Source organism: Frondihabitans sp. Leaf304, assembly GCF_001423105.1.
Taxonomy (GTDB): Bacteria; Actinomycetota; Actinomycetes; order Actinomycetales; family Microbacteriaceae; genus Frondihabitans.
The window spans coordinates 478,414-494,019 of record NZ_LMNV01000002.1 but is presented as its reverse complement, the minus strand read 5'-3'; the positions used below and the strand labels follow the sequence as shown (position 1 = coordinate 494,019).

Annotated in this window: 6 protein-coding genes; 5 read left to right on the top strand and 1 reads right to left on the bottom strand. The window is 71.4% G+C overall.

Translation table 11 applies throughout. From position 1 onward, the window contains the following. Position 1 precedes the first annotated feature (1 nt). Genes ASF54_RS02170 through ASF54_RS02150 form a run of 5 tightly spaced genes read left to right on the top strand, consistent with a single transcriptional unit; the run spans position 2 to position 10,845 of the window. On the top strand, positions 2 to 5,761 hold the full coding sequence (locus ASF54_RS02170) for an Ig-like domain-containing protein (RefSeq protein ID WP_055958269.1): 5,760 nt from the start codon (positions 2 to 4) through the stop codon (positions 5,759 to 5,761). Positions 5,762 to 5,820: 59 nt separating this feature from the next. Beyond that, positions 5,821 to 6,813, top strand: coding sequence for an AAA family ATPase (locus ASF54_RS02165; RefSeq protein WP_055958266.1), 993 nt, complete (start codon positions 5,821 to 5,823; stop codon positions 6,811 to 6,813). Continuing rightward, a complete protein-coding gene (locus ASF54_RS02160; protein ID WP_055958263.1) occupies positions 6,810 to 8,189 on the top strand; it encodes a DUF58 domain-containing protein in 1,380 nt (459 codons plus the stop codon). The genes ASF54_RS02165 and ASF54_RS02160 overlap by 4 nt, the downstream gene beginning before the upstream one ends. After that, positions 8,081 to 10,507, top strand: a complete 2,427-nt coding sequence (locus ASF54_RS02155; RefSeq protein ID WP_326934237.1) for a transglutaminase-like domain-containing protein — start codon at positions 8,081 to 8,083, stop codon at positions 10,505 to 10,507. Before ASF54_RS02160 ends, ASF54_RS02155 begins: the two co-directional genes overlap by 109 nt. Further along, entirely contained in the window at positions 10,504 to 10,845 is a 342-nt protein-coding gene (locus tag ASF54_RS02150) for an FHA domain-containing protein (protein ID WP_055958257.1), read from the top strand. Before ASF54_RS02155 ends, ASF54_RS02150 begins: the two co-directional genes overlap by 4 nt. 304 nt (positions 10,846 to 11,149) lie before the next feature. On the opposite strand, the gene ASF54_RS02145 is transcribed toward ASF54_RS02150, so the two are convergent. Continuing rightward, a complete protein-coding gene (locus ASF54_RS02145; RefSeq protein WP_055958254.1) occupies positions 11,150 to 15,604 on the bottom strand; it encodes an FtsK/SpoIIIE domain-containing protein in 4,455 nt (1,484 codons plus the stop codon). Positions 15,605 to 15,606: the final 2 nt, after the last annotated feature.

The window sequence follows — 15,606 nt, the reverse complement described above, 5'->3', positions numbered from 1 at the left end:
AGTGCCGAACGCCTTCACCCGAGCCGCGAGTCGCGTCACGTCCCGGTTCACTCGCCTCAGCCCTCGCCGCCGCACCGCCATCGGCACGGTCGCCGGCGTCGTCGTGGTCGCGACGGTCGTGGCGGCCGCGATCGTCTCTCCGGGCTACGAGCGCCAAGACCACCACCTCGACGACGGTTCGGTGTGGGTGGCGAACGGCAGCGACCGACTCCTCGGCACGGCCAACACCGAGATCGGCGCCCTCACTGCGACCGTCGCGACCGACGGCTCCGACATGGAGCTCCTCCAAGACGACACTCACGTCGTCGTCCACGACACCGGGGCCAACACACTCCAGCTCGTGGATCCCGCCCAGGGCACGGTGACCGACACCGTGCCATTGCCCGAGGGCACCCCGCGCGTGGTCGGGTCCGGCAGGTGGGCGGCGATCTACCGGGCCTCGACGGGCGACGCCTGGGCCTCGACGCTCGGCGACCTGTCGAAATTCGAGGCGACGAGTGCGCCCACGTTCAGTCTCGGATCCTCGGCGACCCTCGCAGTCGACGCCGACGACGGCTACGCCGGCTACAGCGCCAAGACCGGCACCCTCGTCACCGGATCGCTCGACCCGACGAGCGGCCGCGCCGCCTCGTCGCGGGCCGTGCGCTTTCCGGGGGCGGCGCCGAGCGTGCAGGTGACCCTGGTCTCGGGTCGCCCGGTGCTCTTCGACGCCGTGTCGGGGCGGCTGTGGGTCGACGGCGGGTTCGTCGATCTGACGAGCGGCCAGGCTACGGGCACGACCGGTACGGGTGGTGCCACGGGGATCGGCGACCCGGGGTCGGCCCGACTGCAGCAGCCCTCGACGACGGGCAGCCGGATCCTTCTCTCCGATTCGACGCGCCTGCTCGCCGTCGACCCGGGCGACCGCCGCGTCTCGGTGGTCGGTACTGGCGGTCGGGGCACTCCCGCCGCGCCGGTCCGGCTCGACGGCTGCGACTACGCGGCCTGGTCGGGCGGCATCGCCCTTCGCCAGTGTGGCGACGGATCGACGCCGACCACCGAGACGCTCGACCGGGCAACGAGCGCTGCCCCGCTGGCGCTGCTGGTGCGCGGGCACCACCTCGTCGCCAACGATGCCCTGTCGGGGCGCAGCTGGGCGCTCCAGCACGGCGGTCAGCTGATCGACAACTGGAGCGACTTCGTCGACGAGACGAAACGGAAGACGACGACCGAGTCCCGCGAAGACGTGCCACCGAAGCTCGACCCCGCCCAGAAGGCCCCCGTCGCCCGGGCGGACTCGTTCGGCGTGCGAGCGGGGCGCGCCAACACGCTCCCGGTGCTCCTCAACGACAGCGATGCGAACGGCGATGCCCTGGTCGTCACCCGCGCGACTGCTCTGCCGACCGACTTCGGCCGGGTCGACATCGTCGAGGACGCGCAGAAGATCCTCGTCACGACACGCGACGACGCACGGGGCAGCCGGAGCTTCCGTTACACGATCAGCGACGGCTACGGGCACGAGGCGTCGGCACGGGTCACCGTGGAGGTTCACGGCGACTCGGTCAACGGCGCCCCAAAGCAGGTCCGCGCCACTCGCACCTCGGTCGCCGCCGGTGGTACCACCCGCACGAGCGTGCTGGCCGACTGGGTCGATCCCGATTCCGACCCCATCTTCTTGCGGTCGGCGAGCACGGCCAGCCCCGACTCGGTCAACTTCTTGCAGGACGGCCTGGTCACGTTCACCGACTCCGGCTCGGCAGCCAAGGCCAAGGGGTCTCTGAAGTCGGTCGCCCTCTCGGTCTCCGACGGGACAGACCAGGGCGCAGGATCCGAGACGGTCACCGTGGGCGCGCGAGGCAGCGTTCCGATCATCGCCGAGTCGTTCTCGCTGACCGGGTACACCGGCGAGCAGCAGTCGGTGGCCCCGCTCGGAAACGCGCGCGGCGGCACGGGGACGCTGCGGCTCGACGGCGTCACCGCGGCCAAGGGCGACGAATCGGTGACGCTCGAGCCGGACTTCGCCGACGGTACCTTCACCGTCTCGGCCTCTCGAGCAGGAACCCATCATCTCCGCTACTCAGTGACCGACGGAACGAAAACGGCCAGTGGCTCGATCCGCATCGACGTGATCGATCCGCCGAGTGCGAACCTGCCTCCGATCACCGTGCCGACCACGGCATTCCTCTATCTGCAAGACACGAAGACGGTCGATCCGCTGGCGACCGACAGCGATCCGGCCGGCGGTGTGCTGTCGCTCGTGTCGGTCTCGGGCATTCCTGCCCGATCGGGCGTGACGGTCGGCATCGTGCAGAAGGGCACGTTGCGCGTGACCCTTACCCGCTCTCTCGACGGGCCGGTCACCTTCGACTACACGGTCACCAACGGCAAAGCCGAGGCGACCGGAACGGTCACCGTCGTCGAGACGCCGGAGCCCGATCGCCTGCAACCCCCGCAGGCCGTCGGCGACGCGAGCGTCGTGCGGGTCGGACAGGTCGTCGACATCCCCGTGCTCGCGAACGACCGGCAGCCGAACGACAAGCCGCTCCAGCTCGCGCCGACTCTCGAGCAGCCTGTCGCCTCGAACGGCGGCCTGCTGTTCGCGGCGCAGGATCGCCTGCGCTACCTGGCTCCGGCGAAGCCCGGCCGATTCACCGCGAAGTACCGCATCACGCAGTCCGACGGCCAGTACGCGACCGCCTCGGTGTCGCTCACCGTGAAAGCGCGAGACGACGCCGACAACCGGGCTCCCGCCCCGCAGACGGTCACCGCTCGGGTCACCGCCGGGGGAGCGGTCACGATTCCGATCCCGCTCTCCGGCATCGACCCGGAGGGCGACGCCGTCAGCCTCGTCGGGCAGGCCTCCGCACCGAAGCTCGGCGCCGTGGCCTCGGTCGGCACCGACTCCATCACCTATCGGGCCTCCTCCTATGCCTCGGGAACCGACACCTTCGAGTACTCGGTCGTCGACGCGGTCGGCGCCGTGGGCACCGGGACGATTCGCGTCGGGGTCACTCCGTCGTCGGGGGTCGTCGCGCCGCCGATCGCCCAGGACGACCTCGTGCGCACTCGGCCCGGAACCAAGCTCTCAGTGCACGTGCTCGACAACGACAGCGCTCCGTCGGGTGGCGACGTCGAGGTGACGGGCGTGGAGGCGACGAGCTCCGCCGTGCGGCCGAGCTTCACCGCGAACTCGGTGGCACTGACCGCACCCGAGAAGGCGGGGAGCTACGGCGTCCTCTACTCGACCCGCGATTCGCGCGGTGGCTCGGCCTCGGCGTGGCTCTACCTCGACGTGTCGAAGTCGGCGCCGCTCGCCGGCCCGGTGGCGCGAGACATCGTGCTGAAGTCGAGCGACATCGCCGGCCGATCGAGCGTCGAGGTCCGTCCCTTTCGCTCCGTGACGTTCTCGGAGGGTTCGTCGGCCGATCTCGATCTGTCGCTCCTGCCCGGGTACTCGTCGGGGGCCTCGGTCACGGGTGGCGTGGTGACGATCGCCGTGGCGAAGTCGAGCCGAATCGTGCCGTTCCGGGTCTCGCGCAAAGACTCGGCGGCGACGTCGTCGATCGCCTTCGTCTGGGTGCCCGGCACCGACGACGGTAGGCCCGAGCTCCGGCCCGATGCGCCCGCACTCACCGTCGTCAGCGGGTCGACTCTGACGATCCGACTCGCCGACCAACTGCAGGGGGTCTCCGGCCGTGCCGTCCGGATCACCGGGTCGTCGAGCGTGTCGGCGACCTACTCCAACGGCTCCAGCCTCGTCGTCGACGACCGGACCCTCCGCTTCACCTCGCGGACCGGCTACTTCGGGCCCGCCTCCATCACCCTGACGGCGACCGACGCCCCGGCCGGGCGGGCGGCGTCGTTCTTCGACCAGGCCACGCTCACGATTCCGATCACGGTGACCCCGAAGACCGACGAACCGCCCGTGGTCAATGGAGCGGACCTGCCGCTCGAGGCCGGCGCCTCGACGACCGTCGACCTCCAGGCCCTCACCGACTACCCGTATCCCGACCGCTATGGCGAGCTCCGCTACTCGGCCGTCTCGGGCACGCCCGGCGCGGTCACGGCCAGCGTGTCAGGGGCGAAGCTGTCGCTCCGGGCCGTCGACGGCGGCACCGTCGGCACCACTGCCCGCGTCGTCGTGTCGGTGCGCGACTCGAAGGGGGCGGGCAAGTCGGGCGTCGTCACGGTCTCGATCGTCCGCTCCACCAGGCCGATCGTCGAACCGATCCCCGACAGCGTCACGCTCCGCCGCGGATCCTCGACCAGCGTCTCCGTCCTCGCCAACGACCAGGCCACCAACCCGTTCCCGGGGCACCCCCTTCGCGTCGTGTCAGTCGGCCGGGGTGCCCGCCTGCCCGCGGGAGTCACCGTCAGCCCGAGCGCCGACCGCAGCGTCGTCGCCCTCCGCGTCGCCAAGACGGCCAAGACCGGAACGGTCACGGTGCCGTACGAGGTCGCCGACGTGACCAACGATCCGTCCCGCTACGCCTCCAGCACCATCTCGCTGACCATCCAGGATGTTCCCGACGCCCCCGCACAGGCTCCCGCGATCGCGGCGAAAGACACCGACAAAGCGCAGGTGACCCTGAGGATCCCGCACGCGTTCCCCAACTACTCGCCGGTGCGCGCGTACACCGTGACCTCCACCGACAAGTCCGTCACGGCCCGTTGCGCCAACCCGGACGCGTGCGTCGTCCGTGGTCTCGCCTACGGCACACCGTTCGCGTTCACGGCCACTGCCGACAACGCTCTCGGCACGAGCAAGCCGAGCCCGGCGAGCGACACCGTCGTCATCGACGGCACGCCCGGGGCACCCCGCGACGTCTCTTTGACCGCGACCGCAGCCGACGCCGGCGGCCACTCGATGCTGGCCCGCTGGAGCGCCCCGCAGGCGACGAAGGGCACGCCGGTGCAGTCGTACTCGCTGGTCTTCTCGGGGCCGGGTGTCTCGCTGTCGAAGAAGCTGCCGGCGACCGCCACGAGCCTGGCCCTCTCGGATCCTCGTATCCAGCCCGGCAACGAATACGCCATCTCGATCACCGCTTCGAACAAGACGAACACGTCTCAGCCCGCCTCGGCGCGCTCGAACTCGGTCGGGCCGCCCACCGACGTCGCGGTCAGCAGCGCCACCCTGTACGACGGCGGGATCCGCGTGCGTGTCGACTGGACGCCCGGCAGCGCGAACGGCGGCCAGGCGCTCGTCTACTCGGTGACCCCGGTCACCGGCGACACTCCCGACTCCTGCCGCCCCGAGTCGATGCCGGGCACGAACGTCGGCTCGGCCACCTCGTGGACGGATCAGGATCCGGGCTTCGGCCGCTCTCGCTACGCCGTCTACGCTTCGAACGGCCTGTTCTGCGCGCGGTTCACCTCCGGGGTCGCCGACACGAACCTGCCCGCCGCGCCCTCCGGCGAGGCGACGCTCGAGAAGCAGACGCCGGGCGGCACCGAGGTCGCCACCGACATCCGCGTGGGACGGCTGAGAGACTCGAGCAGCCGGGTCGACCACTACGAATACAGCCTGGTCACGGCCGGTCAGCCCTCGGGCAACTGGCAGCGCATCGATCAGGACGGCGGCTTCATCACCGGCGTCGGCACACCCAACGGCAACCCGTACGGGCAGACCTTCGACGTGTTCGCGAGGGCCTGCCGGTTCCAGGGCTCCGACACCTGTGGCCCCGAGACGAAGATCGGCCAGAATCTCACGCCGGTTGCAGCCGTCACCCCGCCGCCCACGACTCCGCCCGCGACCCCACCGCCCACCGCTCCGGCGCCCTGAGCCGTGACGCACTCCGACGACCGCCGAACGCCGATGACCACCACCAGAAACGAGAACCGATGACTCCCGAACAGCCCGACGAGACGATGACTCTCGAACAGGCCGCCTGGTTCAAGGAGGTCTTCGACCGCCTCGTCGAGAACGTCGAGCAGGTCGTGCTCGGCAAACCGCACGTCGTGCGCCTGGCGTTCACGACCCTGGTCAGCGAGGGGCATCTGCTGCTCGAAGACTTCCCGGGCACCGGCAAGACGTCGCTCGCTCGGGCCATCGCCCAGACGGTGGGCGGCTCCAGCTCGCGAATCCAGTTCACCCCCGACCTGCTGCCGGGCGATGTGACCGGCATGAGCATGTACGACCAGAAGAACGGCGTGTTCGAGTTCCACACCGGGCCGGTGTTCGCCAACATCCTGCTCGCCGACGAGATCAACCGCGCCTCGCCCAAGACGCAGTCGGCACTCCTCGAAGTGATGGAGGAGTCGCGGGTGACGGTCGACGGCGTGACGCACTCGGTGCCGAACCCGTTCATGGTGATCGCCACGCAGAATCCGATCGAGCAGGCCGGCACCTACCGTCTGCCCGAAGCGCAGCTGGACCGTTTTCTGCTGAAGACGAGCCTCGGCTACCCGGATGCGATCTCGACCCGGCGGATCCTCGAGGGAGCGCGGGTCAAGTCGCATCACCGGGTGATCGAGCCGGTGATCGGCGTGGCCGACATGCTGGGGCTGATCGACGCGGCGAAGCTCGTGGTCACCGACGCCGCGATCCTCGACTACGTGTCGCGACTGGTCGACGCCACCCGGCTCGCCGACGAGGTTCGGCTCGGCTCGAGCGTGCGGGGAGCCCTCGCGCTCGTCCGGGCGTCGATGACCTGGGCCGCGAGCCAGGGGCGCACCTACGTCTTACCCGACGACGTCAAAGCACTCGCGGAACCCGTGCTCGCCCACCGGCTGGTGCTCGACCCCGAGGCCGAATTCGACGGGGTGACCGGCACGAGCATCGTCGGCCGGATCCTGCTCGACGTCGCGCCGCCGACGAGACGGCTGCCCGTGTGACCCCGACCTCCGACACGAGCACTCGCACCGGCCACACGACTCGCACGGGGCACACCGCGGCGACGAGTGCGACGGGCACTGCGGCGACGTCGCGGGGCTCGGATCGTCGGCCCACGCGTCGCCTCGCGCGCCGTCTGCGTCGCTTCCGCCGGTTTCGCCGTCGGACGGCCGTGCGCGTCTTCTCTCTCGCGCGACTCGTCGGCAGCGTCATCACGCCGTTCGGCTGGGCCGCGCTCGCAGCGACCGTCGTAGCCCTGGCCGTCGGATACGGCCTCGGCTGGTTGGAATTCGCCGCCGCGGGGCTGGCACTCGCGTTCCTGCTCGTTCTGTCGGCGCTGTTTCTGATCGGGCGCACCCGATTCACCGTCGCGCTCGAGGTGCCCGTCGTGCGCACCGTGGTCGGGTCGCCCGTGTCGGGGCGCGTCGTGCTGGGCTCCGAAGGGCGGCGTCCGCTCTGGGGTGCTCGCCTCGAGGTGCAGATCGGCGAGTCGGCGGTGCCGGTCCAGTTCGGCGCCGGGGCCTCGTCGACAACGGAGTTCAGGATCCCGGCCGACGCCCGCGGGGTCGTCCGCGTGGGGCCGGTCCGCACCGTTCGCGGTGATCCGCTCGGCCTCTTCCGTCGCGACGCCCTCTGGACCGACACGGTCGACGTCTTCATCCACCCGGCGACCGTGGCGGTGCCGCCGACGAGCAACGGCTTCATCCGCGACCTCGAGGGCACGTCGACGCGCGATCTCACCACCGACGACATCTCGTTCCATGCCCTGCGCGAGTACCGACCGGGGGACGACCGCCGGCACATCCACTGGAAGAGCACGGCGCGCACGGGCCAGCTGACGGTCCGCCAGTTCGAAGAGACGCGCCGAAGCCACGTCGTCATCGCCTTCGGTCTGGCCGAGACCGACTTCCGCGGTGCGGACGAGTTCGAGCTCGGCATCGGCGCCGTAGCCTCGATCGCCGTTCGTGCCCTGCGCGACGGGCGCGACGTGACCGTGGTGACGAGCCCCCCGGCCTCGGGCGACGACGTCGACGGCGTTCGCGAGCCGAGACTCGTGAGCACGCGCGGCCGGCAGCGGCTCCTCGACGAGCTGAGCACTCTCGACCAGGGGTCGTCGGGCGTCGGCCTCGGCCTGGTCTCCCGCCTCGCCACCGATCGCGTCTCGGGTGCGTCGCTCGTCTTCCTGGTCTGCGGATCGACGCCGACCCTGCGCGATCTCCAGTCGTGGTCGCTGCGGTTCCCGCTCGGCGTCGAGGTGGTCGCGCTGGTGTGCTCGCCCGAGCAGAAGCCCGGGTTGCAGCGGTTCGGCGAGCTCGGCGTCGTGACGCTCGGGTATCTCGACGATCTCCGCGGATCCTTCGCCGGGGGCGTCTCGTGAGCGGGCGTCGTGTGGTGAGCGGGCGCCGTGTCGGGGCCGGGCACGCTGTTCTGACCGCGCGCCGCCTGATCCACTCGGGGTTCGCCCTTCTGCTCCTCACAGTCGCGACAGTGCCCCTCGCGACGGTCTACCAGGATCCAGCACTCGTCACCCTCGCCATCACCGCCTGCGTCGTCGGATCGCTCCTCGCCGGGATCGCCGCCGTGCGCGCCTGGCCCGCGCTGCTCGTCGTGGTCGCGACCCTCGTCGCCTACCTCCTCGTCGGGGTCCCGCTCGCCGTGCCGTCTCAGGCAGCCTTCGGGGTGCTGCCGACGGGCGGCGGTCTCCGTGCCCTCGTGATCGGCACCGTCACCTCCTGGAAGCGCATGCTCTCGGTCGACCTGCCTCTCGGCCGCTACGAGGCCCTGCTGGTGCCCGCGTTGGTCGTGCTGCTCGCCGCGGTCGTGGTGGCGGTGTCGCTCACGCTTCGCTCGCGACGGCCGGGCCTCGCCGTCGTGCCCGCCGTCGCCGTCCTGGCGGCCGGGATCGCCCTCGGTGGCACCACGACGACCCTGCCGCTCGCCGTCGGCGGGGCGTTCGTGGTCGTCGCGCTCGCCTGGGGTGTGTGGTCGGGCCTCGGAGCCGGTGCCCTTTCGATGACACGGGTGATCACTGCCGCCCTCCTCGTCGCCGTCGCCGTCGGGGGAGGAACGGCCATTGCGATGACCAGGCCGCCGTCGTCCGACCGGGCCGTCCTCCGCGACGCGGTGGCCCCGCCGTTCGACCCCGATCACTACGTCAGCCCCCTCGTCGGCTATCGGACGAGCGTTCTGCCGCCGAACGCCGTCGAACCGATGCTCCGGGTCACCGGCCTGCCGGACGGCGCCCTCCTGCGCGTCGCCACGCTCGACTCATACGACGGATTGGCCTTCACCGTCGGAGACGGTCGCGACACGGCGTCGTCGGGCACCTTCGCCCGGGTTCCGTCCGCCGTCGACCGCGGCACGGTCGACGGCGAGCGGGTCTCCCTGGGCGTGAGCGTCGAAGGCTACCGCGGGGTCTGGCTGCCGACCGCCGGCGACGTCTCGCGGGTTCGATTCGACGCGAACGCCCCCGACACCGACTACTACCTCAACGCCACCACGAGCACCGCGGCTCTGCCCGGGGGAGTCGTCTCGGAGGAGCGGTACACGGTCGACACGGCGATCGCCGGCGCGACATCGCTCGACCGGCTCGCCGAGCTGCGACCCGGCAGTGCGACACAACCCGTGTCGTCGGCGCTTCCCGCTGCGCTGGCCGCGACCGTCAAGGCCCACTCCGACGGTGCGACGACCCCCGGCGGTCGTCTCGCCGCCCTGACGCGCTGGCTCCGCTCCGGGTACGTGAGCGACTCGGGCGACGGCGAGCCCTTCAGTGCCGCCGGGCATTCCGCGGGCAGGATCCAGAAGCTCCTCACCTCGTCGCCCGTCCTCGGCGACGCCGAGCAGTACGCGCCCGCTCTTGCCCTCCTCGCACGCCAGGTCGGATTCCCGTCCCGCGTGGTCGTCGGCTACGCGAAGTCCGGTTCCGACGACGACACGAGCACGGCGGGCGCCGCCGGCAGCACGACGTTCACGGGTGCCGATCTCACAGCACGGGTGGAGGTCGAGACGTCGGGCGGATCCTGGGTGTCGATCGATCCGAACCCCGAGAAGGGCCCGGTTCCGCCCACCGAGACGACTCCGTCGGAGTCGGTCGCCCGGCCGCAGACGGTTCTGCCGCCGCCACCGCCCGAGAAGAACGACGCCGCGGTCTCGCAGAACCGCGATGGGCAGAAGGCCAGCCGCGAGCCGGCGGCGGCTGGCTGGCTCGAGGTACTCGCGGCGGTGGCGCGCGTCGGCCTGCCGATCGTGCTGGTGCTCGGGATTGTGACCGCGCCGCTCTGGGCGATCGCCCTCGCGCGACTGCTTCGTCGACGCCGACGTCGCGCGGCGGATACCCGAGAGGTCGCGGCGTCCGGCGCCTGGGATGAAGTGCGCGACACCATCGACGACGCCGGCTTCGACGTCGACGCGTCGGCGACGCGCACCGAGATCGCCGCTCTCGTCGGCACGCCAGAGGTGCAGCGGCTGGCAGCGGAGACCGAGCGCAGCGTGTTCTCGACGCAGGTGCTCGATTCGGCCGACGTCGATCGCCTGTGGCGCGAGGCGGACGCCGCCAAGCTCAGTGTCATCGCGCTGGCTCCGACGCGCTGGCAGCGCCTCCGGTTCCGTCTCACCGCGCGGTCGCTGTGGGCTTCGGCCCGACGTCTCTTGAACGATCTCCGCCCGAGACGTTCTCGCACCAGAATGGGACGGTGATTCCCCTGCTCCTCACCTTCAGCGACGGTCAGACTCTCGAGGCCGCCGGCTCGGTTGTGGTCGGTCGCAATCCGCATCTGCACCAGCTGGCGTCCGAGCTCGACGAGGGCCCCGTCGACCTGGTCACCCTGGTCGACCCGCTCAAGTCGGTGTCGCGAGTGCACCTCGCATTCGGCACCTTCGACGGCGTGCCCTGGGTGCTCGACGCCGATTCGGGCAACGGCACGCGCCTGATCTACCCCGATGGCAGCGCCTTCGCTCTCGACTCGGGTGTGCGCTACGAGCTCGACCCCGGATCGCGGGTCGAGTTCGGGTCGTTCAGCGCGCTGGTCGGCTAGCCCTGGTCGGCCAGCGCTGTTCGCTGACGCTGCTGCCTCAGGTCGGACCGGTTTCACCTGCTACCCACTGGAACCCTCTCCACCGGCGTTTGAGGTGGTCCTAGGCAGAGTTCTCCGGCCATTCGCGAGGGTTTGTGCCGAGACTGCCGGGACGTGACTCCTCCCCGGAGACGTTTTGCGCCGCCTCAAATGTGATCGCGCGCAAAACGCCTCTACGAAGGTGCCCACCCCGGAGAGACACGAGCGGATCACGCGAACCGGCCCACTCACCTCGACCGAGGGCCGCGCCGCACAAAGCGCCCCTTTACGGCAGAGGCAGAGGCAGAGGCACCTGCACCTCGACGTACCCGCCTTCCCAGAACAACGCACCGCGGCCGGGAGCCGCCTGCCCCTGCAACGACCGAGGCAGCGGAGCACCGAACGTCTGGGTGCCGTGCATCGCCGTCGACGCGGACAGCAGGATCCCGCGGCGTGCTTTCTTGGCCTCGGGGAACGGTCCGCGAAACAGTCCGCCTGCCTCGTCGACGTGCGCCGACACCAGGAACGCGAAGCGGGCCCGGGCGTCGAGCACCTCGCGCTCAAGGGCGGTGTCTTTGAGCGTCTCGACGTCGTCGATGAGGAGGGCGACGACCGCTCCGACGCCCTCGAGCAACGACGTGGCGGGCGCGACGACCTCGTCGAAGGCGGCCCCGGCGAGGTCGGCGTCGGTGATCAGCGGGATGCCGAGTGACCGGGCCGTGTCGCGCAGGGGTGACTCGCGCAGTGCGACCGCGACGACCGGGAGTCCTGCCGCGGCGAGTTGCGTCGCGACGAGCGCGAGGGTCGTCGAACGCCCGGTGCGGCGGTCGCCGACGACGATCAGCCCGCGGTTCTCCAGTACGTCCACGGCATAGCGCGACAGCTCGTCGCCCCCGACGCCGAGCACGACGGCCGAGCGGGGCACGCTCCCGGATCCGAGGCCGGAGCCGGGGCCGTCCGTCTTGAGGGGGAGCCCACCCGCGGCCTCGAGGCCGATCTCGGCGGGGAGGACGTCGACGCGGAACGGGCGGATCTGGGCGCCAGTGTCGGCGGCGGTGTCGCCGGGTCCTGCGCTTTCCCCTGTCGCGGACGCGTCCGACGCGACCGACGCCACGACCGCCGCGACGACCGCGCGCAGCGCAGCGCTCTGCGCCTCGCCCGAAGGCCCGCCGGGTAGCAGAGCGAACTGGGCTTCTCGCAGCGGCGTGCCGAAGTAGGTGCGCCCGGGCAGGATCTCGGCGGGCAGGCCGCGGACGGGGATGCCAGCGGTGCGGTAGTCCTCGCGGTCGGTCATCGGCAGGAGGTACTTCGTGTCGATGAATGCCGAGACCTTGTCGTTGATGAGCGCTCTGTCGCCGGCGATCACGAGGCGCACGCCGACCGCGGGGCCTTCGCGAAGCAGCCGCACGATCTCGTCGCGGAACGAGACCATGGCGTCGGCCCCCAGGTCGCTCGTCAGCCGCTCCCATCCGTCGATGACGACCACGGCGTAGGGCAGACGCTCCTGGCGGGGCACGGCCGCCCGCTGCTCGCGCACGTCGCCGAACGACCCGCGCGAAAGCAGGTTCTGGCGGCGTCCGATCTCGTCGCCGAGACGGCGGATGAAGCGTGGCAGTCGGCCCGACTCGAGAGGCGTGACGACGGCGCCGGTGTGCGGGAGGTCACGGATCGGTCCGAGCCCGCCGTTGCCGAAGTCGATGGCGTAGAGGTGCAGGTCGTCGGGGGAGTTGTGCTCGGCGAGCTGCGCGACGAGCGACCGGAGTGCCGAGGTGCGGCCCGACCGGGCGCCACCGACGAACTCGAGGTGTGAGTTGTCGGCGGGGTTCCAGGTCAGCGGACGCTGCGTCTGCTCCGACGGAACGTCTTCGAGGCCGAGGATCACGGATCCTTCGGCCACCAGCGAACGGTCGAGCGCCGGATGCGCGAGATCGAGCGCCGTCGGCAGAGGGTCGAGCCACGGCGAGGGGTTCTTGGCCACGCCGAGCGCCTCCGTGGCCGACGAGATCACGTCGACGAGCGCGCGCAGATCGGTGTCGTCGTGATCGATCGGGCCGGCGTGAGACGCCCGCTTCGGGAACACCACGGGCAGGCCCACGTCGCGCCACGAGCGGGTGACCACCCGCGGCGCATCGGCGGAGGAGGCCTGCACTCCCGGGCGGCGTCCGGCGACACGCGCCGTCTGGAATCCAGCCGGAGCGGCCCCTGCCCCGCGTCGGGCATAGCCGCGCCCGGGCGTCGACGTCGAGATCGACGCCGCCTCGGGCGATCCGAGCACATCGGTCGAGTCGCCGCGGTCGGTGACGCGCAGAGCCACCCGGAGGTTGGTGTTCGACTGCATCTCGGGCGTGATCGCCCCGGCCGGCCGCTGCGTGGCGAGGATGAGGTGCACCCCGAGCGACCGACCGACCCGGGCGATGCGCACGAGACCGTTGACGAAGTCGGGTAGCTCGGTCTTCAGCTCGGCGAACTCGTCGATGACCAGGACGAGACGGGCGAGGCCACGGGCGGCCGCAGCAGCCGGATCCTTGTCCCAGGCCGCATCGGCGTCTTTGGCGCCGAGGTCTTTCAGCACTCGCTCCCGGCGCTTGAGTTCGGCGTCGAGCGACTCGAGCGCGCGCTCCGTCTCACGGCCGTCGAGGTTCGTGACCAGGCCGACCGTGTGCGGCAGTCGCTCGCAGTCGGCGAAGGCCGAGCCGCCCTTGTAGTCGACGAGCACGAAGTTCAGCGCGTCGGGGCGATTGACGAGAGCCAGCGAGACGACGAGGGTCTGCAAGAACTCCGACTTGCCCGCGCCGGTCGTTCCGGCGACGAGGCCGTGGGGGCCGTCGCTCGCGAGATCGATCGCGAACTCACCGTCGGCCGAGGCGCCCACGACGGCCCGCGTCTCGCGCGGTGCGTACGACCAGCGGGAGACGATCGGCTGGGGGTCGTCGAGGTCGATGCCGCGCAGTTCGGCGAAGCGGACGGACGCGGGCAGCAGGTTGTCGTCGCCGACTCCGCCGACGTGGACGATGGGCGCCAGGGCTCTAGCGATCCGGTCGGCGCGCTGGGCTGTCGTGCTGTCGAGCAGGACGCGCGCGTGAGGTGCGGTCGCCGACTCGACGCGACCGAGTGTCAGGGCCGCCGGATCGACGAGGATCTCGGTCACCGCCTCCTGTGGCAGCCGCGACCGGTCGTCTTCGATCGCTACGACGTGCACGCCGAGGGCCGGCCCCTGCTCGAGCAGGGTGACCATGCCGGGCAGGGTGCGGAGCGTCCGCGCCTGATCGATCACCACGACGACGTCGGTGTCGAACCGCACGTCCGAGCGCGAACCACGGGCCGCACGGCGCCCCTCGATCAGAGAGCCGAGCTCGCGGAGTCGGGCCAGCCGCGTGTCGGACGTGTTGCCGATCAGGGCGAGCGCCCCGTCGGCCGCCTCGACGTGCGGGAGCCACCGGGTGAAGGCCCAGTCGGCCTCCGACGCCTGATCGCACAGCAGGATCACGCCGAGGTCACGGGGAGACCGCGTCACCGCGAGGTTGACGACCAGGGTGCGGGCGATGCTCAGAGCGACAGCCCGCGGGCCGGCGATGCCGACGACGCCTCGGGCGAGGTCGACCGAGACGGGCACGGGAGAGACACCGGCCCGGAACGGCTCGGACGAGGATCGAGTGCCCGCGCCCTGATAGTCGGCCTCCAGCGGCAGCTCGGCGACCCCGATTCGCGCCGTGAGCGCGTCCGGCTCGCCCTGCCGGCGTTCCCAGAGCCGGTCGGTCGGCGTGGTCGCGATGTCGTCCACCGCCACCGGATCGGGCGCGTCGGCCCAGCCGCGAGCTCGCTGTTCCTCCGCTGCCGCCTCGATCGCCGCGCGGGCCGCCACCACCTCGGAGCGCCACTTCTCGATCGTCCGCTTGCCCGTGCGGCGCGCGGTGCGCCGGCTAGTCACGTTGTTGCCGATCACCATGATCGGCGAGGCCGCCGCCATCACGAGCATCACGGGGGTGCGGAAGGCGAACGCCATGACGACACCGATCACGACCGGCAGCATCGCCGCGAGCCACGGCACCGGCGACTTCTCGGCCGCCGTGGGCTTGTCGCCCGGCAGCGTCACGACGGGCGTCGTCGGCGCAGGGTGGATTCGCGAGGCCCGGTTGTAGGCGAGGCGCCCCAGAGTGTCGGGGGAGACGTCGGCGTTCCGCGCGGGTTGACGGCCGATCCGGAGCACGCTCGACCCGAGCTGCACGAGGTCGTCACCCGTGACGGTCGTCGCAGCGTCGATGCGCCGGCCGTTCACCGTGACCACGGCATCGTCGCCCGACGGCTCCACGATCATCGACACGGGAGCGGCCTGCCCCCACCCGGGTGCGGCCGGGGTCGCATTCTCGCGTGCCGCCGTGAGTGTCGCGTGCTGCGCCAGCAGAGCGGGGTCGAGAATCTGCACGAGCTGGTCGGCACCGCTGCCGAGTGTCGCGACCGATCCCGCCGGAAGCCCGACGACCTCACCGGAGAACGGCCCGCCGACGACCTCGAGCCGCACCGCGCCGACCGGCAGCAGCACGGGCTCCGCGCTCGGGATGGTCGCTCCGACGAGTAGGCCGACCTCGGTCGCCGGCACGGCAGGATCCTGCCCCGGAGCCACCGACGCGACCGGCACCCCGAGCGCCTCGGCGAGCTCGCCCACCGACACGGTCGGCTCTGCGTCGACGACGAGATCCGAGGCTCCGAGGGGGTCACCCGGTGAAGAGAAGGTCAAGCGCACGG